18 protein-coding genes are annotated in these 21,172 nt (G+C 64.1%); 10 read left to right on the forward strand and 8 right to left on the reverse strand.

What is annotated here, in order from left to right:
- Nucleotides 1-14: 14 nt before the first annotated feature.
- The 3 genes from LOKO_RS05140 to LOKO_RS05150 all read right to left on the reverse strand — a co-directional run bounded on the left by LOKO_RS05140 (nucleotide 15) and on the right by LOKO_RS05150 (nucleotide 3,638).
- Nucleotides 15-599, reverse strand: coding sequence for a PqiC family protein (locus LOKO_RS05140; protein ID WP_066445942.1), 585 nt, complete (start codon nucleotides 597-599; stop codon nucleotides 15-17).
- Nucleotides 600-669: 70 nt separating this feature from the next.
- The gene (gene pqiB, locus LOKO_RS05145) at nucleotides 670-2,343 is read right to left on the reverse strand and encodes an intermembrane transport protein PqiB (protein ID WP_066445945.1); all 1,674 of its coding nucleotides are present in this window, start codon (nucleotides 2,341-2,343) and stop codon (nucleotides 670-672) included.
- Nucleotides 2,340-3,638: a paraquat-inducible protein A gene (locus LOKO_RS05150; protein WP_235588942.1), complete on the reverse strand. Its 1,299-nt coding sequence runs from the start codon at nucleotides 3,636-3,638 to the stop codon at nucleotides 2,340-2,342. The genes pqiB and LOKO_RS05150 overlap by 4 nt, the downstream gene beginning before the upstream one ends.
- 233 nt (nucleotides 3,639-3,871) lie before the next feature.
- Here LOKO_RS05150 and LOKO_RS05155 point away from each other — a divergent pair, with 233 nt between their 5' ends.
- The 6 genes from LOKO_RS05155 (at nucleotide 3,872) to LOKO_RS05180 (ending at nucleotide 11,996) form a co-directional block, all read left to right on the forward strand.
- Nucleotides 3,872-4,852, forward strand: a complete 981-nt coding sequence (locus LOKO_RS05155; RefSeq protein WP_066445949.1) for a calcium/sodium antiporter — start codon at nucleotides 3,872-3,874, stop codon at nucleotides 4,850-4,852.
- A 289-nt stretch (nucleotides 4,853-5,141) separates the two neighbouring features.
- On the forward strand, nucleotides 5,142-6,554 hold the full coding sequence (locus tag LOKO_RS05160; RefSeq protein WP_066445952.1) for a cytochrome ubiquinol oxidase subunit I: 1,413 nt from the start codon (nucleotides 5,142-5,144) through the stop codon (nucleotides 6,552-6,554).
- Nucleotides 6,555-6,557: 3 nt separating this feature from the next.
- Nucleotides 6,558-7,568, forward strand: coding sequence for a cytochrome d ubiquinol oxidase subunit II (gene cydB / locus LOKO_RS05165; protein ID WP_066445954.1), 1,011 nt, complete (start codon nucleotides 6,558-6,560; stop codon nucleotides 7,566-7,568).
- 4 nt (nucleotides 7,569-7,572) lie between these two features.
- Nucleotides 7,573-9,249 (forward strand): thiol reductant ABC exporter subunit CydD, encoded by a 1,677-nt coding sequence (cydD, locus tag LOKO_RS05170; protein ID WP_066445957.1) that lies wholly within the window; start codon nucleotides 7,573-7,575, stop codon nucleotides 9,247-9,249.
- Complete coding sequence (gene cydC / locus LOKO_RS05175) at nucleotides 9,242-10,975, forward strand: thiol reductant ABC exporter subunit CydC (RefSeq protein ID WP_083517441.1); 1,734 nt, start codon at nucleotides 9,242-9,244, stop codon at nucleotides 10,973-10,975. Before cydD ends, cydC begins: the two co-directional genes overlap by 8 nt.
- A gap of 25 nt (nucleotides 10,976-11,000) precedes the next feature.
- On the forward strand, nucleotides 11,001-11,996 hold the full coding sequence (locus LOKO_RS05180) for an adenosine deaminase (protein WP_066445959.1): 996 nt from the start codon (nucleotides 11,001-11,003) through the stop codon (nucleotides 11,994-11,996).
- Nucleotides 11,997-12,057: 61 nt separating this feature from the next.
- On the opposite strand, the gene LOKO_RS05185 is transcribed toward LOKO_RS05180, so the two are convergent.
- Entirely contained in the window at nucleotides 12,058-13,062 is a 1,005-nt protein-coding gene (locus tag LOKO_RS05185; protein ID WP_066445961.1) for a cytochrome-c peroxidase, read from the reverse strand.
- A gap of 220 nt (nucleotides 13,063-13,282) precedes the next feature.
- Between LOKO_RS05185 and msrP the strand changes: the two genes are divergently transcribed.
- The gene (gene msrP / locus LOKO_RS05190; RefSeq protein WP_066445963.1) at nucleotides 13,283-14,248 is read left to right on the forward strand and encodes a protein-methionine-sulfoxide reductase catalytic subunit MsrP; all 966 of its coding nucleotides are present in this window, start codon (nucleotides 13,283-13,285) and stop codon (nucleotides 14,246-14,248) included.
- Between the two features lie 15 nt (nucleotides 14,249-14,263).
- Complete coding sequence (locus LOKO_RS05195) at nucleotides 14,264-14,860, forward strand: protein-methionine-sulfoxide reductase heme-binding subunit MsrQ (RefSeq protein WP_066445965.1); 597 nt, start codon at nucleotides 14,264-14,266, stop codon at nucleotides 14,858-14,860.
- A gap of 59 nt (nucleotides 14,861-14,919) precedes the next feature.
- On the opposite strand, the gene LOKO_RS05200 is transcribed toward LOKO_RS05195, so the two are convergent.
- The 4 genes from LOKO_RS05200 to LOKO_RS05215 all read right to left on the reverse strand — a co-directional run bounded on the left by LOKO_RS05200 (nucleotide 14,920) and on the right by LOKO_RS05215 (nucleotide 18,116).
- Complete coding sequence (locus LOKO_RS05200) at nucleotides 14,920-16,299, reverse strand: NCS2 family permease (protein WP_066445969.1); 1,380 nt, start codon at nucleotides 16,297-16,299, stop codon at nucleotides 14,920-14,922.
- A 222-nt stretch (nucleotides 16,300-16,521) separates the two neighbouring features.
- A complete protein-coding gene (locus LOKO_RS05205; RefSeq protein ID WP_066445971.1) occupies nucleotides 16,522-17,115 on the reverse strand; it encodes an EAL domain-containing protein in 594 nt (197 codons plus the stop codon).
- 20 nt (nucleotides 17,116-17,135) lie between these two features.
- Nucleotides 17,136-17,663: a protein-export chaperone SecB gene (gene secB, locus LOKO_RS05210; RefSeq protein ID WP_043516760.1), complete on the reverse strand. Its 528-nt coding sequence runs from the start codon at nucleotides 17,661-17,663 to the stop codon at nucleotides 17,136-17,138.
- 30 nt (nucleotides 17,664-17,693) lie between these two features.
- Nucleotides 17,694-18,116 (reverse strand): rhodanese-like domain-containing protein, encoded by a 423-nt coding sequence (locus tag LOKO_RS05215; RefSeq protein WP_043511766.1) that lies wholly within the window; start codon nucleotides 18,114-18,116, stop codon nucleotides 17,694-17,696.
- Nucleotides 18,117-18,340: 224 nt separating this feature from the next.
- Between LOKO_RS05215 and gpmI the strand changes: the two genes are divergently transcribed.
- Nucleotides 18,341-19,915: a 2,3-bisphosphoglycerate-independent phosphoglycerate mutase gene (gene gpmI / locus LOKO_RS05220; RefSeq protein WP_066445972.1), complete on the forward strand. Its 1,575-nt coding sequence runs from the start codon at nucleotides 18,341-18,343 to the stop codon at nucleotides 19,913-19,915.
- Between the two features lie 19 nt (nucleotides 19,916-19,934).
- Complete coding sequence (locus LOKO_RS05225; RefSeq protein WP_083517442.1) at nucleotides 19,935-21,101, forward strand: murein hydrolase activator EnvC family protein; 1,167 nt, start codon at nucleotides 19,935-19,937, stop codon at nucleotides 21,099-21,101.
- Nucleotides 21,102-21,172 lie beyond the last annotated feature (71 nt).

A 21,172-nucleotide genomic window follows, 5' to 3' on the forward strand; every position in this document is an offset into this window, starting at 1 on the left:
GCGTACTGGTCGCCTCATCGGTGGCGACTTACGATTGCGGCCACCTGGTCGGCCACCTGATCCCAGCTTCTACCCAGGGCCCTCACCAGGGCGGGGTAGCCGTCATCATCGAGCTCCGTCTCTGCGTGGAAGTTCTCCATGGCCACCAGGGTTCCATCCGCTGCCAGCAGCTGCCACTGGCCGCTGGCTACCGCGAGGCCGTCGTAGCGGCCCTGGAAACTGTCGACCTCCAGCCGCAGGAACAACGCATCGGGGTCCCTCTGACTGCCTTCATCTCGCAGGACACGGGTGTCGCCCAGGCGCTTGGCAAGGCGAGCCCGCATGCCCCGTTCGAGCTGACGCCCCAGCGGTTCGGCCCAAAGGTGCTGGCGAGCCGCATTCAGGCTGATGTCGTCGAGCTGCAGCACGATGCCATCCACGTCCAGATAGTGTGCTAGACGAGGTGCGCGCACCAGCAGCACATGGTCGGCACCGGGTCCGCCCGAAGGAACGGCTTGGCTGTCGGGCAGCATGAAGCGATTGGCGGGCACGCTGGTAGTGGCACAGCCGCTCAGGCCGAGCAGCACGGCCAGGGTAAAATGGACAGGCAATATCCTCATGTACGGCCTCGTTGCGAAGGTCTCGATGTCATGAAACTCATTCCAGGCTCCCTGTTCATTTCATTCCAGTTCAGTTGCGTCGCGGGGCGCGGGGTTGCGGGTCGTCGGTATCCAGGCTGTCAAACAGCAGCGCCCGCGGATTCTCATTGAGCGTGCGGGTGACCGGCTGTAGGTCGCGCATCATTCGCTCGAGGCGTTCGGCGGCGCCGGTCAACTCGCGATAGGCATTGGAATCCGGGGATATGCCCTCCAGTGTCTCCTGCAGGGCCACCAGCGTGGCGTTGAGGTTGCTCGGTAGACTTCGGGTGCCGGGGTCGTCGAGCAAGGCCTGTAATGAGGTGCTAAGTTCGCGCACTTCGGTGAGCATGGCCTCAGATGTGGCAAGGTTGCGGTCCAGGCCGGCGAGCAGCGGCTCAACTTCCAGGTTATTGAGCTTGGTCAGCAGGCTGGTCACCTGGGACTCGATGTGGGCAAAGCCCGCCGAGGTGATCGGGAAGACAGCCCGGTCGCTGAAGGTTTCCGCCACATAGTTTTCGGCCTCGTCACGATGGAAGTTGATATCCACGAACATTGCGCCGGTGAGCAGGTTGCCTGACTTGAGCGAGGCGCGCAGGCCGTTATCGAAGAGGCGCCGGAAGCGTTGCTCCCACTCCTCGAGATCCACCGCCTGGTTGTCCACGCCCAGGCGCTGGGGTTCGATGCGAATCAGGACCGGAATCGAGAAGCCATCGCGGTTTGCCGGCTGGGAGGCGGTAAACTGCCACGGCACCGCAGCCACCGTGCCGATGCGCACCCCGCGAAACTCCACCGGGGCCCCCCGGGACAGGCCGCGAACGGTGTCCTCCACCAGCAGCACATACTCCAGATAGCGGTTGAAGGTGCCCTGGCGAGCGCTGTCCTCATCGGGGTAGAGGTTGAAGGTGGTATCGTCCGCCACCGGATTCCCACGCGGCAGGTCCTCCGGGACGCCGAAGGTTACCCCACCGCCGAGCAGCGCTTCCAGTGACTCGACGTTGACACGGATGCCGTCGGCGTCCAGGCGCAGGTCGACGCCGCTGGCGGACCAGAATCGGGTCGTGTCGGTGACCAGCCGGTCGTAAGGGCTCTCGATGAAGATGCGCTGATCCATGCGGCGGGCCTCGGCATCGAAGTTGACCTCCTCCACGCGTCCCACCGTATAACCCTGGAAAGTCACTGGGTCGCCGGATCGCAGCGAGTTGCCCAGCTGACTGATCAGGTTGACGCGAACGCCGGCGGCATCCGCCGGGGCCACCGGGGGCTGGTCGCTCACCTCGAACTCCCGGACGCCCGGCTCGCCCCTGCCGGGCTGCAGCTGGATGAATGCCCCGGAGAGCACGGTGCCCAGGCCGCTGATGCCTTCGCGGCCGATACGTGGCTTGACCACCCAAAAACGACTGCCCTCGGTCAGCATGGCGTCGGAGTCCGGGGCCATGCGTGCTGAGATCACGGTATGGGTCAGGTCGTCGGAAAGCTGTACCCGTTCGACGCGCCCCACCTCGACGTTGCGGGTCTTGATCAGGGTGCTGCCGGCCTCGATGCCTTCGGCGTTGGACATGGTCAAGGTGATCAACGGGCCACGACTGCGATAGTTGTCGTACACCAGCCACAGGCCGATGACGATGGCAACGATGGGTACGATCCAGATCGGCGACAGGCGAGCCTGGGGCGAGGGCTTTGCCCGGTTCATATCCCGGGCATCATGTTCGCGGGGTGTCTCGCTCATTCAGAGATTCCTTGCGGGTCGCGGGTCTCACGCGGCGGTGGCGTGTCCCAGATCAGGCGTGGGTCGAAGGTCATGGCGGCCAGCATGGTGAGTACCACGACACTGCCGAAGGCCAGGGCGGCGGGGCCCGGAGTGATGGACATCAGCGACCCGGCGCGGATCAGGGCGACGAGGATGGCCACCACGAAGACGTCGACCATGGACCACCGGCCGATGAACTCGGTGAGGCGATAGAGGCGCGTTCGCGTGCCGGCGTTGAGTTCGTCGCTGCGCTTGACGACCAGACAGAGCCAGGCCAGCGCCACCAGCTTGCCCACCGGGACAATCACGCTGGCGGTGAAGATGACCGCTGCCACCGGCCATGATCCCATCTGGATCAACTCCACGACACCGCCAATGATGGTCGACGGCGTAGTATGCCCCAGGCTGGTGGTGGTCATGATTGGATAGAGGTTGGCCGGCACGTACATTACCGTGGCGGCGGCCAGCAGGGCCCAGGTTCGCTGCAGGCTATGCGGCATGCGGGTGTGCAGCCGTTCATCGCAGCGTCGACAATGCGTTTTGCCTTGCGGCGAGAGTCGGTTGGCCAGGCCGCAGGGGGGGCAGCCGGTCAAGCCCTGGGGGGCCGCGGTCTGTCCCGAGCGAGCCCCTTCCGGCGCCAGGGGTTCAACGCTGAGCGAGAACCACATCCAGTCCGAATCGAGGGATTGCGTGGTCGACAGCAGCAGAATGGCGAAGGCGCAGAAGGCCCAGAAGGAGACGCCGAGCTCGATCTGCGCCATGCCGGCGACCTTGATCAGGCTGACCAGCGCGCCGATGATGAAGACGTCCGCCATCATCCATGGATGGAGGTGGGAGAGCGAGCGGGCGATAGTGCGGCTTGACGGCAACGGCTCGCCACGCAGCAGGCCGAACTGCAGCCAGATTACCCCCAGCAGGTAGACGGCGGGCAGGACCAGGATGGTCAGGATCACGGCGATGGCAACGAGCGGCTGATGGAAGCCGATAAGCGTCGTGGCGGTCTGGGATAGTTCAATATTGTTGCCGATGCCGCCTACGTTGAAGCTGACGAACGGAAAGGAGGCCGCCAGCATCAGCGCGATAAGCGCCGATATGGCCAGGGCCATGCTGCGTTGTGCCGGTCGATGGTGGCGCTTGGCCAGCGTATGCCCACATCGAGGGCAGTCGGCCTTCTGTCCGCCACGCAGGGGCGGTAGTGCGACCAGCCAGTCGCACTCGTGGCAGGCGCGCAGGCGCCGCCGCGAGGTGCGCGCCTCCGGCGGGTACTGGTCCACCAGGGGCTCGCCCCGTGGGAAACCAGGCGTTCGGAACGTTCGTAGGGGTTGCCTGGGCACCGGCGTTGTTTACCTGAACTGTTTACCTGAGACGGGAAGAAATCGGGCGCCACTGCCGTTCGGCAATGCGCCTTATGGCAACATGACCATGGGCATCAAACGAAAGTGTGACATGTTGACGCCATGCATACCATATACAAACATTCGGCACTGAATGTTCCCGAGGAAATGGAATGTTGTTACCTGTTCTCGCCGTCATTGGCGGTCTCGTTCTGCTGGTCTGGAGCGCCGAGCGCTTCGTCGAAGGGGCAGCAGCCACATCCCGTCGCCTGGGTGTCTCACCACTGCTGATCGGCATGCTGGTGCTTGGCTTCGGGACATCGGCACCGGAGCTGATGGTATCGGCACTGGCGGCGGGGCAAGGCAATCCCGGGCTGGCGCTGGGCAATGCCTACGGCTCCAACATCGCCAACATCGGCCTGATTCTCGGGCTGGTGGCACTGGCGTCGCCGCTGTCGGTGCATTCCGGGGTGATTCGCCGGGAGCTGCCGCTGCTGGGTGGGGTGACGCTGCTGTCGGCCATCTTGATGTGGGGCGGGGTGATCGGGCGCATGGAGGGCAGTCTGCTGCTGGCACTGCTGGCCGCGTTCATCCTGTTCAGCATCCTGCAGGCCCGGCAAGCGGGGCCGGACGCCCTGGCGGCAGAGACCGAGGAGAGCCTGGCGATCAAGCCCATGTCGCTCAAGGCGGGGCTGGTCTGGACCCTGGTGGGCCTGCTGCTGCTGATCCTGAGCTCACGCATCCTGGTGTGGGGGGCGGTTGCCATCGCCCAGGGCTTTGGCGTCAGCGACCTGATCATCGGGCTCACCGTGGTGGCGGTGGGTACATCGCTGCCCGAGCTGGCCGCCTCGGTCAGCGCATTGCGCCGGGGTGAGCACGACCTGGTGCTGGGCAACGTTGTCGGCTCGAACCTCTTCAATACGCTGGGCGTCGTCGGGCTCGCCGCGGTGATCCGACCCATCGAGGTCGGCAGCGAGGTGCTGCTGCGAGACTGGAGCCTGATGGCAGTCATGACGGCGCTGCTGGTGATCTTCGCCATGGGCTGGAGAGGGCGGCCGGGGCGCATCAATCGTCTCGAAGGCGCGGTGCTGCTGATCCTGTTCCTCGGCTACATGCTCTTCATGATACGGCTGGTAGTGCTTGGCGTTGCTTGAGGGCGCGATCTGGAGCGGGGAAGTGCTGCGACAACGAGACACAGGAAAAGCGGAGTCATAACAGTTACTGTTCAGCTTCGTTGTCAGACCTTTCGAGAGGCCGGACAGCCGCTGGTGGGGACTGCGCTTGAGGTCGGCACCACTCCAGCAAGGCTGCTAGTCTCATCAGAGTGTCGAGGTGAAATGCGTCACGGCAGGCCAGGATGGCCTTGCCGGAGGCACAAAAGCACACGGAGTGCATCCGCATCCCTTGAGACGTGAACTCTTCGCAGCCAAGAGGCATTACGTCATGGAACTAGATCCCCTGTTGCTGTCGCGATTGCAGTTCGCTTTCGTGGTCTCCTTTCATGCCATCTTCCCGGTCTTCACCATTGGCCTGGCATCCTACATTGCCGTGCTTCATGCGCTGTTCTACAAGACAGCCAACCCGGCCTGGGACCGCCTGGCCCAGCTCTGGACCAAGGTCTTTGCCGTGGCGTTCGGCATGGGGGTGGTGTCGGGCATCGTCATGTCCTTCCAGTTCGGCACCAACTGGAGCAACTTTTCCCAGTCCACCGCCAACTTCATGGGTCCTTTGCTGAGCTATGAGGTCGTGACCGCTTTCTTTCTTGAGGCGGCATTCCTCGGTGTGCTGCTGTTCGGACGCGGACGAGTGCCCCAGGGAGTGCATCTGTTTGCCGCCATCATGGTAGCGATCGGTACCTTCATCTCCACCTTCTGGATCCTCTCCGCCAACAGCTGGATGCATACGCCGGCCGGGGTCGAGGTCATCAACGGTGTCTTTCGCGTCACCTCCTGGACCGAGGCGATATTCAACCCTTCGTTTCCGTATCGTCTCGCCCATATGGCCATGGCATCGTTCATTACCGGTGGCTTCGTAGTGGCCGGGGTCAGCGCCTGGTACCTGCTGATCGGCCGCGACGTGGAAGCCAACCGCAAGGCGCTCTCCATGTGCCTGTGGATGCTGCTGGTACTGACCCCGACCCAGGCGTTGGTGGGCGACTTCCACGGTCTCAATACCCTTGAGTACCAGCCCACCAAGCTGGCGGCCATGGAGGGTAACTGGGAAACCAGGGAGGGCGCGCCGTTCCTGCTGTTTGCCTGGCCGGATCAGGCGGCCCAGCAGAACCGCTTCGAGATCGGCATTCCCTATGCAGCTAGCCTGATACTGACCCATGAGCTGCATGGTGAAGTGCCGGGAATCCTCGAGGCACCGCCCGAGGAGCAGCCACCGGTTGCACTGGTGTTCTGGACGTTCAGGCTGATGGTCGGACTCGGTTTCCTGATGATCGCGGTCTCCCTGGTCGGTCTCTATCTGCGTCGAGGCGGGCGTATCTATCACTCTCGCCGCTTCCTGCAGACGCTCCGGCTGATGTCGGTGACGCCCTTCATCGCGGTGCTTGCCGGCTGGATTACCACTGAATCCGGCCGAGCCCCCTGGCTGGTCTACGGGATGATGACCCATGCGGAAGGGGTCACGCCCTCGCTGACCGGGGGCATGGCCCTGTTCACGCTGCTTGGCTACGTCGCGGTCTATGGTGTGATCTTTTATGCCGGCACCTACTACCTCACGCGGGTCATCCGCTACGGCATGCAGCAAAAGGAGGAAGAAAAGCTGGTCGACGATTTCGAGACGCCCAAGCGACCCTGGTCGGCTACCAGCACCCCCTTCGACGACGACCCCACCAAGGCGGAGGGCTGAAACATGGAAATGTTCGACCTGTCATTGATCTGGGCGCTGATCATCGGCTTCGGCATCATGATGTACGTGCTCATGGACGGCTTCGACCTGGGGCTTGGCATCCTTTTCCCCTTTGCGCCGGACGAGGATGCTCGCGACGTGATGATGAATTCGGTTGCCCCTGTGTGGGATGGCAACGAAACATGGCTGGTCCTCGGCGGGGCAGGACTGCTCGCTGCTTTTCCACTGGTCTATTCCGTGTTCCTGCCGGCGCTCTACATCGGCGTGTTCCTGATGCTGGCGGGGCTGGTGTTTCGCGGCGTGGCCTTTGAGCTGCGCTTCAAGTCCCGTCGCGATCGGCGCAACCGGCGGATGTGGAACCGGGCGTTCAGCTGGGGGTCTGCCATCGCCGCCTTTGCCCAGGGCGCTGTGGTCGGCAAGTATATCCAGGGGTTCGAGACCCAGAACGGCGTCTTCGTGGGGGGCGCCTTCGACTGGCTCACCCCTTTTTCGATACTGACCGGCATAGGCATCATGATCGGCTATGCGCTGCTGGGTACCACCTGGTTGATCCTCAAGTCGGAGGGCTACATCCAGGCCTGGGCCTACAAGCTGACGCCACCGCTGCTGGTGGCGGTGCTGGTGATCTTCGCCATCATCAGCATCTGGACGCCGCTGGTGAACCCACTGGTCTGGGATCGCTGGTTCGGCATCATCGGCATCATCTGGATACTGCCCGCGCTGACCCTGCTCTGCATGTTCGTGGTGTATTGGTCGGTGAAGCGTCGCCGGGAGCTGATGCCCTTCATGGCCACGCTGGGCATGTTCCTGTTCACCTACCTGGGGCTGGTTGTCAGCAAGTGGCCGATGATTGTGCCGCCGGACTACACCATCTGGGACGCCGCTTCGGCGCCCGAGTCGCAGCTGTTCCTGCTGATCGGGGTGCTCTTCGTGCTGCCCTTCGTGCTGGGCTATACGTTCTGGTCCTACTGGGTCTTCCGCGGCAAGGTCAGGGTCGGCGAAGGGTATCACTGAGTCGATGGGGGAGCGCCTGGGCCCTGACCTGACGCCTCGCCGCTGGCTGGCGGCCCATGCCGCCGGTCAGCGGGGCTGGCTGGCACTGGCAGCACTGGCCGGCTTCTTGGTCGGCGTCCTGACCATCGTGCAGATGCTGCTGCTGGCCTTGATCGTCAGTCGCCTGCTTGTGGACGGTGCCAGCGTCGCGTCTCTCGGTGGCACCTTTCTGGCCTTGGCCGCAGTGCTGCCGCTGCGTGCCTTGGCCCAATGGGGCCAGGAACTGGCGGGGCAGGAAGCCAGCCTGCGCATTCGCCGGGCGGTGCGTGGCGAGTTGCTCGATCACCTCGCGGCGATGGGTCCGGTGCGTGCCGGCGCTCGCCATACGGCAGGGCTGGCCAGCCAGCTGGTGGAGCAGGTGGAGGCGCTTGACGGCTATTTCGCCCGCTTCCTGCCACAGCTACGGCTGGCCGTTGCGCTTCCCCTGATGATCCTGGCCGTCGTGCTGTGGCTTGACTGGCTGGCCGCACTCTTCCTGCTGCTGGCGGCTCCCCTGATACCCCTGTTCATGGCGTTGGTGGGGATCGGGGCGGAGCGACTCAACCAGGCGCAGTTTGCCGCGGTAAGCCGATTGGCCGGCCACTTTCTCGATCGGGTTCGGGGAATCGGCACGCTTCAGCTCTTCCACCGCACCGAAGCGGCAACACGGGAGGTGGAGCGGGCCGCCGACGACTACCGCCGGCTGAGCATGCGCACCCTGCGGCTCGCCTTTCTCTCCTCGGCGGTGCTGGAGTTCTTCGCTTCAGTGGCCATCGCCGTGGTCGCGATCTATGTCGGCTTCGGGCTGCTGGGTTACATCGACTATGGTCCGTCGCCGCAGCTGACGCTGTTCACCGGGCTGCTGGTGCTGCTGCTGGCGCCGGAGTTCTTCCAGCCCCTGCGCAGCCTGGCCCAGCACTATCATGATCGTGCCGCTGCCCTGGGCGTGGCAGACGGCATGGTGGCGCTGCTGTCCGAACCCGCGTCGGATCAGCGACTCAGGGAGCCCATGCCGGTCCGGGAAACCGACCAGCTCGTATCGCTCGCCAATGTCACCCTGCATCACCCGGGGCGTGGTCGTGTGCTCGGGCCGGTGGACCTGACCGTGCAACGAGGTGAGATCCTGGCGATAACGGGGCCATCCGGGGTCGGCAAGTCGGCCCTGCTGCAGCTGCTGGCGGGGTTCGTAGCCCCGGACCAGGGCGAGAGGCGCGTCATGGATGGGCTGAGTTTCGCCTGGATGGACCAGCGGCCACTGCTGATTCATGGCAGCCTGGCCGACAATCTGCGTCTGGCCGCCCCCGTGGCGAGTGACGCCGAATTGCACCAGGCCCTGCGTCACGCCGGCCTGGCCGAGGTGGTGGACGCGTTGCCCGACGGCCTGGCGACGTCCTTGGGCGAGCGGGGCTCCGGGCTCTCCGGCGGCCAGGCGCAGCGGCTCGCGCTGGCGCGGGTGTTTCTCTCCGATGCGCCGCTGGTGCTGCTGGATGAGCCGACGGCGAGCCTGGATGAGGGGAGTGAAGCCAAGGTCATCGAATCGTTGCGGGAGCTTGCCGCAGCTGGCCGTACCCTGGTCATTGCCACTCATCATCCGGCATTGATGGCGTTGGCAACACGGCGCATTGCACTGTCCCGGGGCGACGAGAGGGGCGACAATGCGTAACGACTCGTTGCTGACGACCCTTCGCCCCTGGCTGCGCCTGCTGGCGCGTCGGCGTGGCCGGTTGGTAACCGGGGCTGCGCTGCTGGCCCTCACCGTGGCCTCTGCCATCGGCCTGCTGGCCCTCTCGGGCTGGTTCATTACCGCCAGCGCCCTGACCGGCATGGCACTGGCGGCAGGGCTCGCGGCGAGCCTCGATGTGCATGTGCCCGGCGGGGGGATACGTACCTTCGCAGTGACCCGGACCGTGGCCCGCTACGTCGAACGACTCTACAACCATGATACGGTACTGCGGCTGCTGGCCGACCTGCGTGGCACGCTCTTTGGGGTGATGTCGGGTCTTGACGAGCGAACGCTGGCTCGCCGTCGAGCCAGCGACTGGCTCAACCGCCTTACCGCCGATATCGATACCCTGGATAGCCTCTACCTGCGTTTGCTTGCGCCGCCCGTCGTGGCGCTCCTTGCGATCCTGCTGCTGTCGGCTTTTCTGGCACTATGGGTGCCCGTGGCAGGACTGGCGGTGGCGGCGCTGCTGCTGTTTGCCTGGCTCTGGCTCACCGCCGGCCAGGCCTGGCTCGGAATGGCCCCGAGCCACAGTCAGGTCAGCCACCTGCAGCGCCTGCGTAGCCAGGCCATCGAGCACCTTCAGGGCCAGGCAGAGCTGGAGGCCTACGGCGCCCGCGATGCCCACCGCCAACTCCTGCAGCAGCGTGAGATACAGCTGCAGCAGGTCCAGCGAACGCTGGGGCGGCTATCCGGCCTCGGCACGTCACTGGTCAATCTGATGGTTGGACTCGCCATGCTGGCGGCGCTGTGGCTGGCCGCGCTGGCCTGGGAGCAGGGCACTATCAGCGGGGCCGTGATGGTCATGCTGCCGCTGGCGGTGCTGGCGACCGGCGAAGCGCTGGCGCTGCTGCCGGTCGCCTTCACCCACCTGGGGGCGACCCGCGCCGCGGCCCAGCGGCTCAATGAGCTGGTGGCATCCGGTAGTGAGGGCACCCAGCCGGATAACGTGGCCCTGCCGGCAGGGCCGCTGTCGGTTGCCCTGCGCGGGGTGAACCTGCGCTATCCCGACGCGCTGCTGCCGGCTCTGGAGCACGTCGATCTGGAACTCTCCGGTGGCGAACGGCTGGCCCTGACGGGTGCTTCCGGCGCCGGCAAGTCCAGCGTGGCGGCGCTGCTGACGCGCCAGCTGCCACCGACATCTGGCGGAGTCTGGCTGGGCGGGGTGCCACTATCCGCCATTGACGCGAGTTCACTGCGCGAGCGAGTGGCTATCCTGGGGCAGCGCGTCGACCTCTTTCAGGACAGCCTTGCGCACAACCTGTACCTGGCTGCTCCCGATGCGGATGACGCTGACCTCTGGCGGGCACTGGCCTGGGTGGAGCTCGCGGATTGGGCCAAGTCGCTACCGGGTGGCCTGGCGACCCGGGTGGGCGAGGGGGGGCGTCAGCTCTCGGGCGGAGAGGCGCGCCGCCTTGCCCTGGCACGGCTGTGGCTGCGAGATCCTGGGCTGGTTATCCTCGATGAACCCTTTGCCGGTCTGGACGCCGAACTGGCGGCAAGGCTCTCGCTGCGCCTCGATGAATGGCTTGCCGGTCGCACAGTCCTCTATCTGGTGCATCAGCTCGAAGGAGGTCCCTTCGAACCGCCGGGTATCACCCGTCATGAGCGACTTTATCAAGGGCGGTTGACCGATTGCGCAACGCACGGGTTTCCATCAGGATAAGGAGAAACTGGCGACGAGGTGAGCAATGCGTGACTTCCTTCAGCGGCTGCCAAAGGCCGAACTCCATCTGCATATCGAGGGCTCGCTGGAGCCGGAGCTGATGTTTGCCCTGGCCGAGCGAAACGGCATTGACTTGCCCTACGCGTCGGTAGAGGCGGTGCGCGCAGCCTACGAGTTCGACGACCTGCCCGCCTTTCTCGAGCTCTATTACCAGGGCATGAGCGTGCTGAGGACCGCTGAAGACTTCCATGACCTGGCCATGGACTATTTCCGCCGTGCCCATGACGAAGGGGTGGTACACGTGGAAATGCACTTCGACCCCCAGGCCCACCTGGTTCGGGGCATCGAGCTCGATGTCGTGATGGAGGGGTTGAATCTGGCCCAGCGGCATGCCGAACGGGAGCTGGGCATGTCCACGGCGCTGATCATGGCCTTCCTGCGTGACAGATCGGCCGAAGAGGCCATGAAAGTGCTGGAAAGCGCGGCGCCCTACTGGGAAATGATCGATGCCGTGGGGCTCGACAGCGCCGAGCGGGGACACCCCCCTTCCAAGTTCGTCGAGGTGTTCCAGCGTGCCCGTATGCTCGGCATTCCCAGGGTCGCCCATGCCGGCGAGGAGGGGCCGCCGGAGTACATCCGTGAAGCGCTGGACCTGCTGGACGTCTGCCGGATCGATCATGGCGTGCGCTGCCTGGAAGACCCTGACCTCGTCACGCGGCTGCGCGACGAGGCCGTGGTGCTCACCGTCTGTCCGCTCTCCAACGTCAAGCTCAAGGTCGTCGAGCGCATGGCGGATCACCCCTTGCCCCAACTGCTGGATGCAGGCCTGAGGCTGACCATCAACTCCGACGACCCGGCCTATTTTGGCGGCGGGGTGCTCGACAATTACCTGGCCTGTTATCAGGCATTCGACTGGTCCCGGGAGACCTTCGTGCAACTGGCCGGTACCGCCATCGAAGCGGCCTTCATGAGCGACGCTCGTCGCCTCGATCTGCACCGGAAACTGGCTGAGAGCGCTTGATTAGCGCATAAAAAAGCTCCCGGATTTCGCCGGGAGCCAGTAGGTCAGATGCGTCGTGGCGTTACGGCAGGGCCGGCACCTCGAAATCGGGCATCTCGCCGGTCAGGGTGTGAAGGAAGGCGGTGATATCGGCAATGGTGGTTTCATCGAACTCACGGCCGAGCATCTCGCTGCCCATGATGGCAACAGCCTCCTCGAGGGTCTCGGTGGCACCGTTGTTCATGTACGGATAGGTGACGCCGACGTTGCGCAGGGTCGGAGTACGGAAGCGATACATGTCATTGTCGTCGCCGGTGACCTCATAGCGGCCCACGTCGGTAGAGCCGGGTACCTGGATGCGATGGAAGTTGCTGTCGGTCAGTGCCGGGCCGCTGTGGCAGGCCACGCAGCCGTTCTCGACGAAGGCCACCATGCCATCCTTTTCCTGCTGGTTCAGGGCTTCCATGTCACCGTGAAGATAGCGGTCGAAGGGTGAGTTCGGCGTATTCAGCGTGCGCTGGAAGCTTGCCAGGGCCATGGCCAAGTTATCCGCGTTTATCGGGTTCTCGTCGCCCGGATAGGCTTCGGCGAACTTCTTCTGATAAAGCTCGAACTCTTCCAGGCGCTCCAGCGCCATGTCCAGGTCCATGGCCATCTCGATATCGGCCTCGATGGGGCCCAGTGCCTGACCTTCCAGGTCCGGTTCGCGGCCATCCCAGAACTGGGCGCCGAGGAAGCCGGAGTTCAGCACCGTCGGCGTATTGCGCTCGCCGATCTGCCCATCGTGGCCGGTAGCGCGGGGGATGCGGTCGCTCCAGCCCAACGCCGGGTTGTGGCAGGTGGCACAGCTGATCACGCCGCTGGAGGAGATGCGCGGCTCGAAGAACAGCATGTTGCCCAGCTCCACCTTCTCGGGGGTCAAAGAGTTGTGGGCGGGAATCGGTGGGAAGTGGGGCAGCGGCTCGAAGCGATCACGGTAGTCGCCGAGACCATCATCTGCCAGGGCAGTGCCGCCGAAGGCAAGGGCACCGCCCAGCGCCACGGCAGTGACGAATCGAGCCGGTTGTACAATTTTCTTAGATTCCATTGTGATCTCCCTGGTAGGCACTCGATACAGGTCAGACTCCTATATCCTGAAATAAGCTTATTCGTGAGGCTTGATGCATATCAACCAACCGAAATGCTCGGAAAAGGGGGGTGTTTGAGGTAAGTCAAGTTTCCGTCGACTTGAGGTGATAGTGGTGGATAAGGTGTTGTACAAGTGGCATCGATAGGTTTCCTTATTTTGCTTCGCGTCAGGAGAGGGCATGGCTCGCTATCGCTATCCGAGAATTCCCGAATCCGAGGTGACCCCGCGTGAGCTGTTCGAGTCGCGGCGACGCCTGCTGCGAGGCGGGCTGGCGCTGGGTGCCGCCGCCGTCGCCCCCGGCCTGCTCTGGTCGCGTGAGGCTCAGGCGTGGCAGGGCCTGTTGGAGGAACGCCTGGCAACAGATCTACCCAGCAGTGAACTGGCGGGTGGAGAGTCAACGACGTCTTTCCAGGACACCACCACCTACAACAATTTCTACGAGTTCGGCACCGGCAAGCGGGATCCGGAGATCTACGGTCATCGGCTGGAAACCGACCCCTGGTCGCTGACCATCGAGGGAGACGTGGACAAGGCGGGAACCTTTGCCCTGGAGGACGTGCTGGCTGGGCAGACGCTGGAAGAGCGTATCTACCGGCATCGCTGCGTGGAGGCCTGGTCCAAGGTCATTCCCTGGGTCGGGTTTCCCCTGGCCGACCTGGTCAAGCGCCATGGCCCGACGTCACGAGCGAAGTACGTCGTCTTCGAATCGATACACGACCCCGACAACCTTCGCGGACAGCGCCGCTCGATCATCGACTGGCCCTACCGGGAGGTGCTGCGCATCGACGAGGCGATGCATCCGCTAACCCTGCTCGCCGTGGGGCTCTACGGCGAGGTGATGCCGAACCAGAGCGGCGCGCCGATCCGACTGGTGGTGCCCTGGAAGTATGGCTTCAAGAGCATCAAGTCGGTCGTGCGTATCGCCCTTGTCGAGGAAAGGCCGCTCAGTTCGTGGGAGGAGCGCAATCCGGACGAGTACGGTTTCTATGCCAACGTCAATCCGACGGTCGATCACCCGCGCTGGACACAGGCCCGTGAACGCCGTATCGGCGAGAGCGGCCGGCGCGAGACGCTGATGTTCAATGGCTACGGCGAAGAGGTGGCCCATCTCTATGCTGGCATGGACCTGCAACAGCACTACTGATGACGGGGAGCACGAGTGAATCAACGCACCGCAATCACTGCCTTTCGGCTGCTGGTTCTGGCGGGCTGTGTCACTCCAGCCGGCTGGCTGGTATGGCAGTGGTACTTCGGTGACCTGGGGGCGGTGCCCGGCGAGGCGGTGGTGCATTTTACCGGCAAGACGGGACTGACGCTGCTGCTGGTTACCATTGCCTTCAGCCCCGCCTTTCGCGTCACCGGCTGGGTCGGCTTCATGGCGGCGCGGCGGCAGATCGGCCTGTGGGCCTTCTTCTGGCTGGTCGCCCACATGCTGGCCTGGATGGGGCTGGACCAGTACTGGGATTGGCCCTGGATACGGCGGGAAATGATCGAACTGCCCTATATTCGCTATGGCGTTGCCGCGCTGGCGCTATTGGTGCCCTTGGCGCTGACCTCCTTACGCAGAGTGCAAAAGGCCATGGGGTATCGTGCCTGGCACTGGTTGCATCGTCTGATCTACGTGTCTGCGGCGCTGGGCGTGACCCATTTCTGGATCCTGACACGGGCCGATTACATGCTCCCGCTGATCTTTGTCGCCGTGCTGACGGGCCTCATCGTGTTCCGAATCGTCGATGCCATGCTTCACCGCCGATAACGAGACTGCCGCCATCCCTGGCGGCATCGGGAACTGAAGCGTTGTTGCAACCGCAGTGCCTAGTGCGTGGTGACCAGCATGACCACGCTGAGGGCGGCGGAGACCCACATGGCTGGCTTGATGTCCGTGATTCGGCCGGTAAAAATCTTGATGACCACGAAGCTGAGGAAGCCGAAGGCGATACCCAGGGTGATCGAGTAGGTGAGCGGCATCAGGATGATGGCCAGGAAGGCGGGGAAGGCCTGGTCGAACTTCGCCCATTCGATCTTGCTGATCGGCGCCAGCATGAAGAGCCCCACCAGCACCAGTGCCGGTGCGGTGGCGATGCCGGGTACCAGCGACAGCAGTGGCGACAGGAACAGGAACGGCAGGAACAGGAAGGCGATGGTCACCGCCACCAGGCCGGTGCGACCGCCCTGGGCGACGCCGGCACCGGATTCGATGAAGGTCTGGGCCGCGCTGGTGCCCAGCGGGGCCGCGATCATCGAGGCGAAGGCATCGACGGTCATGGAGCGCTTAAGGTTGCGCGGGTTGCCATCCTTGTCCTTGAGGTCGGCGGACTCGGAGAGGGCCATAAAGCACGACAGGGCATCGAAGAAGTTGGTGAACAGCATCACGAAGATGAACGGCAGGTAGGCGACTTTCAGGGCACCCCAGATGTCCACCTGCATCACCGCACTGAAGTCGGGCCAGGCCGCCAGGCCGCTCCACTCCACCACCACATCGCCGCCCCAAAGCCTGCCCATGGGCGATGCCAGCAGGGTTGTCAGGGCGATGCCCAGGATCAGCGCGCCGTTGAAGCGCAGGATCACCATGATCGCCGTCGCCATCATGCCGATGAAGAAGGTGACCATGCTGGCATCCATGTTGCCCAGCGATACCAGCGTGGCGTCGCTGCCGACGATGAAGCCTGCATTCTTGAAGCCGATAAAGGTGATGAACAGGCCGATGCCGCAGGTGATCGCGTAGCGCAGCGAGGGGGGAATGGCCTCGATGATCGCCTTGCGGACGTTGAACATGGCCAGGGTGGCGAACAGCACCCCGGACCAGAACACGCAGCCCAGTGCCACTTCCCAGGAGAGGCCAGCGCCCTGCACCAGGGTATAGGTGAACAGGGCGTTCATGCCCATGCCCGGCGCCACCAGGATCGGGTTACGGGCATACAGGCCCATTGCCAGGCTGCTCATGAAACTGATCAGCACCGTGGCCGAGAGGGCGGCGGAGAAGGGAATGCCGGCGTCGCTGAGAATCGCCGGGTTGACCACGATGATGTACATGGCAGCCAGGAAGGTGGCTATACCGCCGAGGAATTCGGTGCGCAGCGACGAGCCACGCCGCGTCACGCCGAAATAGTGGTCCAGCCAGTGGGCAGATCCTGAGGCTTGCCCGTCGGGGCGGGCGGCGCTCTTGTCGGCAAGGGAAGAGGAGCTTGGTTCCATATCAATGATTCCAATTGTTGTTGGAGTGAATGGTCTGTTGGATGGAGCGAAAAGGGAGTTGAAAGCCAGGGCTTCAGTCATGCTGACCATTTGGTCAATCGCGACACGAGACAGCCTAGACAATATTTGACCGTTTGGACAGGCGGGTGTCGACCAAGGTCTTAGGTCAACATGGAAAAAGATTTCAGAATGAAGAGGAGCGCTGGCGACAAGGCGCCGGGTTCAGTTCACTTCCGTCGCTTCAAGCAGCCTCTCGAGCTGTTCGACCGGCACTGGTTGGCAGAAGAAGTAGCCCTGGAAAACGTGGCAGCCCTCCTGGGTGAGCCACTCCAGCTGCTGGGAGGTTTCCACGCCCTCGGCCACTACCTCGAGCTGGAGTGCGATACCCATGGCGATGATGGTGCGGGCGATGGCCATGTCGTCGTGACTTGCCAACAGGTCGCGGACAAAGCCCTGGTCGATCTTGATCTGATCCAATGGCAGCCGCTTGAGGTACTGCAAGGAGGAGTAGCCGGTGCCGAAATCGTCCATGGCGAAGCTGATGCCAAGGGCCTTCAAGCGCTGCATCTTGTCGGTGCCCGCCTCGACGGCCTCGATACGCGCTACCACCCGCTTGCGGCCCGACTCGATGAGCACGGCGCTGGCTTCCCGGCCGTGGCCGTCGAAGAGCCGCACAGGGGCACCTTCACCCATGCGCAGTACCCGCGCCACGTGCCGTGCCGGCCCTTCGGGAAGAACGACGTCGCCGCCGACGGTGAAGTCGGCGGCGACGTGGATACGCGGGGCGCGAGCCAAGGGCTTGGCCTCGGTCTTCATTGGCAGTGCTTCCCCCGATCTTACTGGGTGGTCTGCTCGCCCTGCTGCTGGGCCTGTTCGGCCTCGCGCTTCTTCTTCTGGGCGTAAATCGCCTCGAAGTTGACCGGCGCCAGCATCAGGGGTGGGAAACCGCCGCGGTTGACCAGGTTGTCGACGCATTCGCGGGCGTAGGGGAACAGCACGTTGGGGCAGAAGGCACCCAGCGTGTGTTCGAGCTGCGCGCCCTCGATGCCGCTGATACGGAACAGGCCGGCCTGTTCGATCTCGGCCAGGAAGGAGGTAGTGCCCTCCTCGCTGTGCTTGACCTGGGCCGTGACCTTGATCACCACCTCGAACAGGTCATCACCCACCTTGCGGCTGGAGGTGTTGAGATCCAGGCTGACCTTGGGCTTGAACGGCTGCTGAAAAACGGCCGGTGAGTTCGGCGCCTCGAAGGAGATATCCTTGACGTAGATGCGCTGGACGGCGAACTGCAGCTGCTGCTTGTTCTGGTCGGCGGCCTGGCTGCCACCGGCGGCGTTGGCGTTCTGGCTATTCTCTTCGGCCATGTAAAAATATCCTTTGCGTCTTGTGTTTGACTATTTTTTGACCACCGGCAAACCGTCGGCCTGCCACTGCATCATGCCACCCTTGAGCTTGAGTACCCGGGGGAGGCCTGCCTTGGTCAGCTTGGCAACCGTGATGCCCGCTGACTGGCCGTTCTTGCAGACGACGATGATCGGCTTGTCCTTGGCTTTTTCCAGCTCCCGCATGTTGTCGTCGATACGACTCTGGGGGATGTTGCGCGCACCGGCAATGTGCCCGGCCTTGAAATCCCCGGCTTCGCGGGTATCAACGACCACGGCATCCTCGCGGTTGATCAGCTGAGTTGCCTGACCGGAAGTCACACCACTGGCGGCACTGTTGCGGACCTCGTAGGCGATCCAGGCAGTCAGCACCAACAGGAAGGCACCCACCAGGAGCGGGTGATTCTGCACGAATTCGAACAGCTGATCGATCATGGGTCCGGAACACTCTTCTCGATACACGTTTAGGGCAATCTGGAGGCGGACAGTATACACCAAGCCATGGCCCCTGGCGGCATGCCCAGCGCTTTACCTGATATGACGCTCGACCATGCCGTGCGTTATGATGCCGCAAGCCGAATCAAGTCGCGACCCCCGTCGTTCCCGACGGTCGAGGAGGCCGTGGGTCGCGCCAATACCAAACGAGGCCATATACCCCGATGACGACTCCGAACGCTGCCACCCCTCGTCCTGTCGCCCTGATCATTCTCGATGGCTATGGCCATAACCCGGACACTGCCGATAATGCCGTGGCCGCCGCTAACAAGCCGGTCATGGATCGGCTGTGGCGGGAACGGCCCCATACCCTGATCCACACCGATGGTCGCCATGTGGGGCTACCCGAGGGCCAGATGGGCAACTCCGAGGTCGGCCACATGAACCTGGGTGCGGGGCGCGTCGTCTACCAGGAACTCACCCGCATCACCAAGGCGGTGGAGGACGGCGACCTGGACGGCAACGCCTCCCTCACCGATGCCATCGATGCCGCAGTGGCACAGGGCAGGGCCGTGCATCTGCTGGGCCTGCTCTCTCCGGGTGGGGTGCATAGCCATGAGGATCATATCCTGGCCATGGCCGAACTGGCCGCTCGACGCGGGGCCAGGCGTATCTACGTGCACGGTTTTCTCGACGGCCGGGATACGCCGCCCAGGAGCGCACAGGCCTCGATCGAACGCACCAATGCGAAGCTGGCCGAACTGGTCGGCGCCGACAATGGCGGCGTCGCCTCGCTCATCGGCCGTTACTTCGCCATGGACCGCGACAACCGCTGGGATCGTGTCGAAAAGGCTTACCGCCTGCTCACAGAAGGCCGCGGCGAGTACGAGGCGGCCAGTGCCGAAGAAGGGCTGCGCGCCGCCTATGAGCGTGGCGAGAACGACGAATTCGTCAGCGCCACCGTTATCCGCACCAACGGCGAGCCCGCCAGCATCGTCGACGGCGATGCCGCCATCTTCATGAACTTCCGCGCCGACCGCGCCCGCGAGCTGACCCGGGCATTCGTCGAGGATGACTTCAGCGGCTTCGAGCGCCGGGCTCGCCCTACCCTGGCAGGCGGCAGCCTGGTTACCCTGACCCAGTATGCTGCCGACATTCCCGCTCCGGCCGCCTTTCCTCCGGCGACACTGCACAACACCCTTGGTGAAGTCATGGAGCAGCGCGGCCTGACCCAGCTGCGCATTGCCGAGACCGAGAAATACGCCCACGTCACCTTCTTCTTTTCCGGTGGTCGCGAGGAGGCGTATCGCGGCGAGACCCGGGTGCTGGTGCCCTCCCCGCAGGAGGTGAAAACCTACGACGAGAAGCCCGAGATGAGCGCCGAAGAGGTCACCGACCGTTTGGTGGAGGCCATCGACTCCGGCGAGTACGACCTGATCGTCTGCAACTACGCCAACGGCGACATGGTCGGCCACACCGGCAAGTTCGATGCCGCGGTCAAGGCCATCGAAGCGGTGGACGCCTGTGTCGGTCGCGTGGTGGAAGCCATCGAACGCGTAGGCGGCGCCTGCCTGGTCACCGCCGACCACGGCAACGCGGAGCAGATGGTGAATCCGGAAACCGGCGTGGCGCAGACCGCCCACACCACCTTCGACGTGCCCATGATCTATGTCGGCCCCCAGCCGTTACGCCTGCTCGATGATGGCTGTCTCTGCGACATCGCCCCGACCCTGCTCACGCTGATGAACCAGTCCATCCCCGAGGAGATGACCGGCCGGGTATTGATCGAGCCGGCATGATGAGTCAGGCCTGGAAACCATGAGCCGAAAACGCCTCCGCCCGACCCGGCGGCTCCTGCTGCTGAGCCTTGCCGTCGCGCTGGCGATGGGCCCGGCTGCGACACAGGCCGCCCAGCCGAGCGAGCGTGAAGCCCGTGAACGCCTGGATGCCATCGGCAGCGAGATCCAGGCGGTCAGCCGGCGGCTCGGCGCGACCCGGGAGGCACAGGACGAGGCAACCCAGGAGCTGCGCCAGGTGGAGACGGCGCTGGCCGAAACCCACGGGCGCATGGACGCGATCCAGGCCGACCGCCAGGGCCTGAGCCGGGAGATCGCCGCGCTGGAGGCGGCCCGCGAAACGCTCGAGGAGGAGCGCGCCGAGCAGAGCGAGGCCCTGCAGGTCCAGCTCGATGCGCTGTATCGGCTGGGCCTAACCCCCCAGTTGAAGCTGCTGCTCAATCAGGATGATCCGGCACGGCTCGATCGCTTGCAGACCTACCTCAACCACCTGGCGCGCGCCCGCAATGCCCGCCTCGACGAGATCGCCAGCCTCGACGCCCAACTGGCCGAGAACCGCCGCGAGCAGCACGAACGCGGTCAACGGCTCGACGCCCTGGCGGACGAGCTGGCCTCGCGTAGCGCCGAGCTTTCGCGCCGCATGGGAGAGCGGGAGCGGCTGGTGTCGGACCTGCAGGATCGTTACAGCGATGAGCAGACACGTCTGTCGGCCCTCGACCGGGACCGGACCGAAGCCGAGCGAGTGCTGGAGCAGGTGCGCCAGGAGATGGCCCGGCTGCAGCGCCCTCCTCCCTCCACCGCCATCGAGCAGACCCAGGGCGAACTGCCCTGGCCGGTCCAGGGCAGCGTCACCTCGAGCTTCCGCCGTGGCGACGGGGTACACCACAACGGCATGCTGATCCAGGCTCGCGAAGGCACGCCGGTCAAGGCCGTCCATGCCGGCCGGGTCGTCTTCGCCGACTGGATGCGTGGTTTCGGTAACCTGTTGATACTCGACCACGGCGATCAGGTCATGACGCTGCACGCACACCTTCAACAATTCAATGCCGAGGTAGGCCAGGCCGTCTCCAAGGGCGATACGATCGGCACGGTGGGCACAAGCGGTGGGCACGAGTCTTCGGCGCTGTACTTCGAGGTCCGTCGTAACGGCGACCCCATTGATCCCCAGGCCTGGATTGCCAGACGATGAGATACGCTATTTCACAAGCCCCGGAGCAAGGGCTATGCTGGTCAGCCTCGTCTCGATACCGCGGAGTTCGC

This window comes from Halomonas chromatireducens (genome assembly GCF_001545155.1).
In the GTDB taxonomy this organism is placed as follows: Bacteria; Pseudomonadota; Gammaproteobacteria; order Pseudomonadales; family Halomonadaceae; genus Halomonas; species Halomonas chromatireducens.

Bases quoted from the DNA above. Each gene is read 5' to 3' on its own strand.
- LOKO_RS05140 (WP_066445942.1), bottom strand. From the start codon at position 599: ATGAGGATATTGCCTGTCCATTTTACCCTGGCCGTGCTGCTCGGCCTG.
- pqiB (WP_066445945.1), bottom strand. From the start codon at position 2,343: ATGAGCGAGACACCCCGCGAACATGATGCCCGGGATATGAACCGGGCA.
- LOKO_RS05155 (WP_066445949.1), top strand. From the start codon at position 3,872: ATGTTGTTACCTGTTCTCGCCGTCATTGGCGGTCTCGTTCTGCTGGTC.
- LOKO_RS05160 (WP_066445952.1), top strand. From the start codon at position 5,142: ATGGAACTAGATCCCCTGTTGCTGTCGCGATTGCAGTTCGCTTTCGTG.
- cydB (WP_066445954.1), top strand. From the start codon at position 6,558: ATGGAAATGTTCGACCTGTCATTGATCTGGGCGCTGATCATCGGCTTC.
- cydD (WP_066445957.1), top strand. From the start codon at position 7,573: ATGGGGGAGCGCCTGGGCCCTGACCTGACGCCTCGCCGCTGGCTGGCG.
- cydC (WP_083517441.1), top strand. From the start codon at position 9,242: ATGCGTAACGACTCGTTGCTGACGACCCTTCGCCCCTGGCTGCGCCTG.
- LOKO_RS05180 (WP_066445959.1), top strand. From the start codon at position 11,001: ATGCGTGACTTCCTTCAGCGGCTGCCAAAGGCCGAACTCCATCTGCAT.
- LOKO_RS05185 (WP_066445961.1), bottom strand. From the start codon at position 13,062: ATGGAATCTAAGAAAATTGTACAACCGGCTCGATTCGTCACTGCCGTG.
- msrP (WP_066445963.1), top strand. From the start codon at position 13,283: ATGGCTCGCTATCGCTATCCGAGAATTCCCGAATCCGAGGTGACCCCG.
- LOKO_RS05200 (WP_066445969.1), bottom strand. From the start codon at position 16,299: ATGGAACCAAGCTCCTCTTCCCTTGCCGACAAGAGCGCCGCCCGCCCC.
- LOKO_RS05205 (WP_066445971.1), bottom strand. From the start codon at position 17,115: ATGAAGACCGAGGCCAAGCCCTTGGCTCGCGCCCCGCGTATCCACGTC.
- secB (WP_043516760.1), bottom strand. From the start codon at position 17,663: ATGGCCGAAGAGAATAGCCAGAACGCCAACGCCGCCGGTGGCAGCCAG.
- LOKO_RS05215 (WP_043511766.1), bottom strand. From the start codon at position 18,116: ATGATCGATCAGCTGTTCGAATTCGTGCAGAATCACCCGCTCCTGGTG.
- gpmI (WP_066445972.1), top strand. From the start codon at position 18,341: ATGACGACTCCGAACGCTGCCACCCCTCGTCCTGTCGCCCTGATCATT.
- LOKO_RS05225 (WP_083517442.1), top strand. From the start codon at position 19,935: ATGAGCCGAAAACGCCTCCGCCCGACCCGGCGGCTCCTGCTGCTGAGC.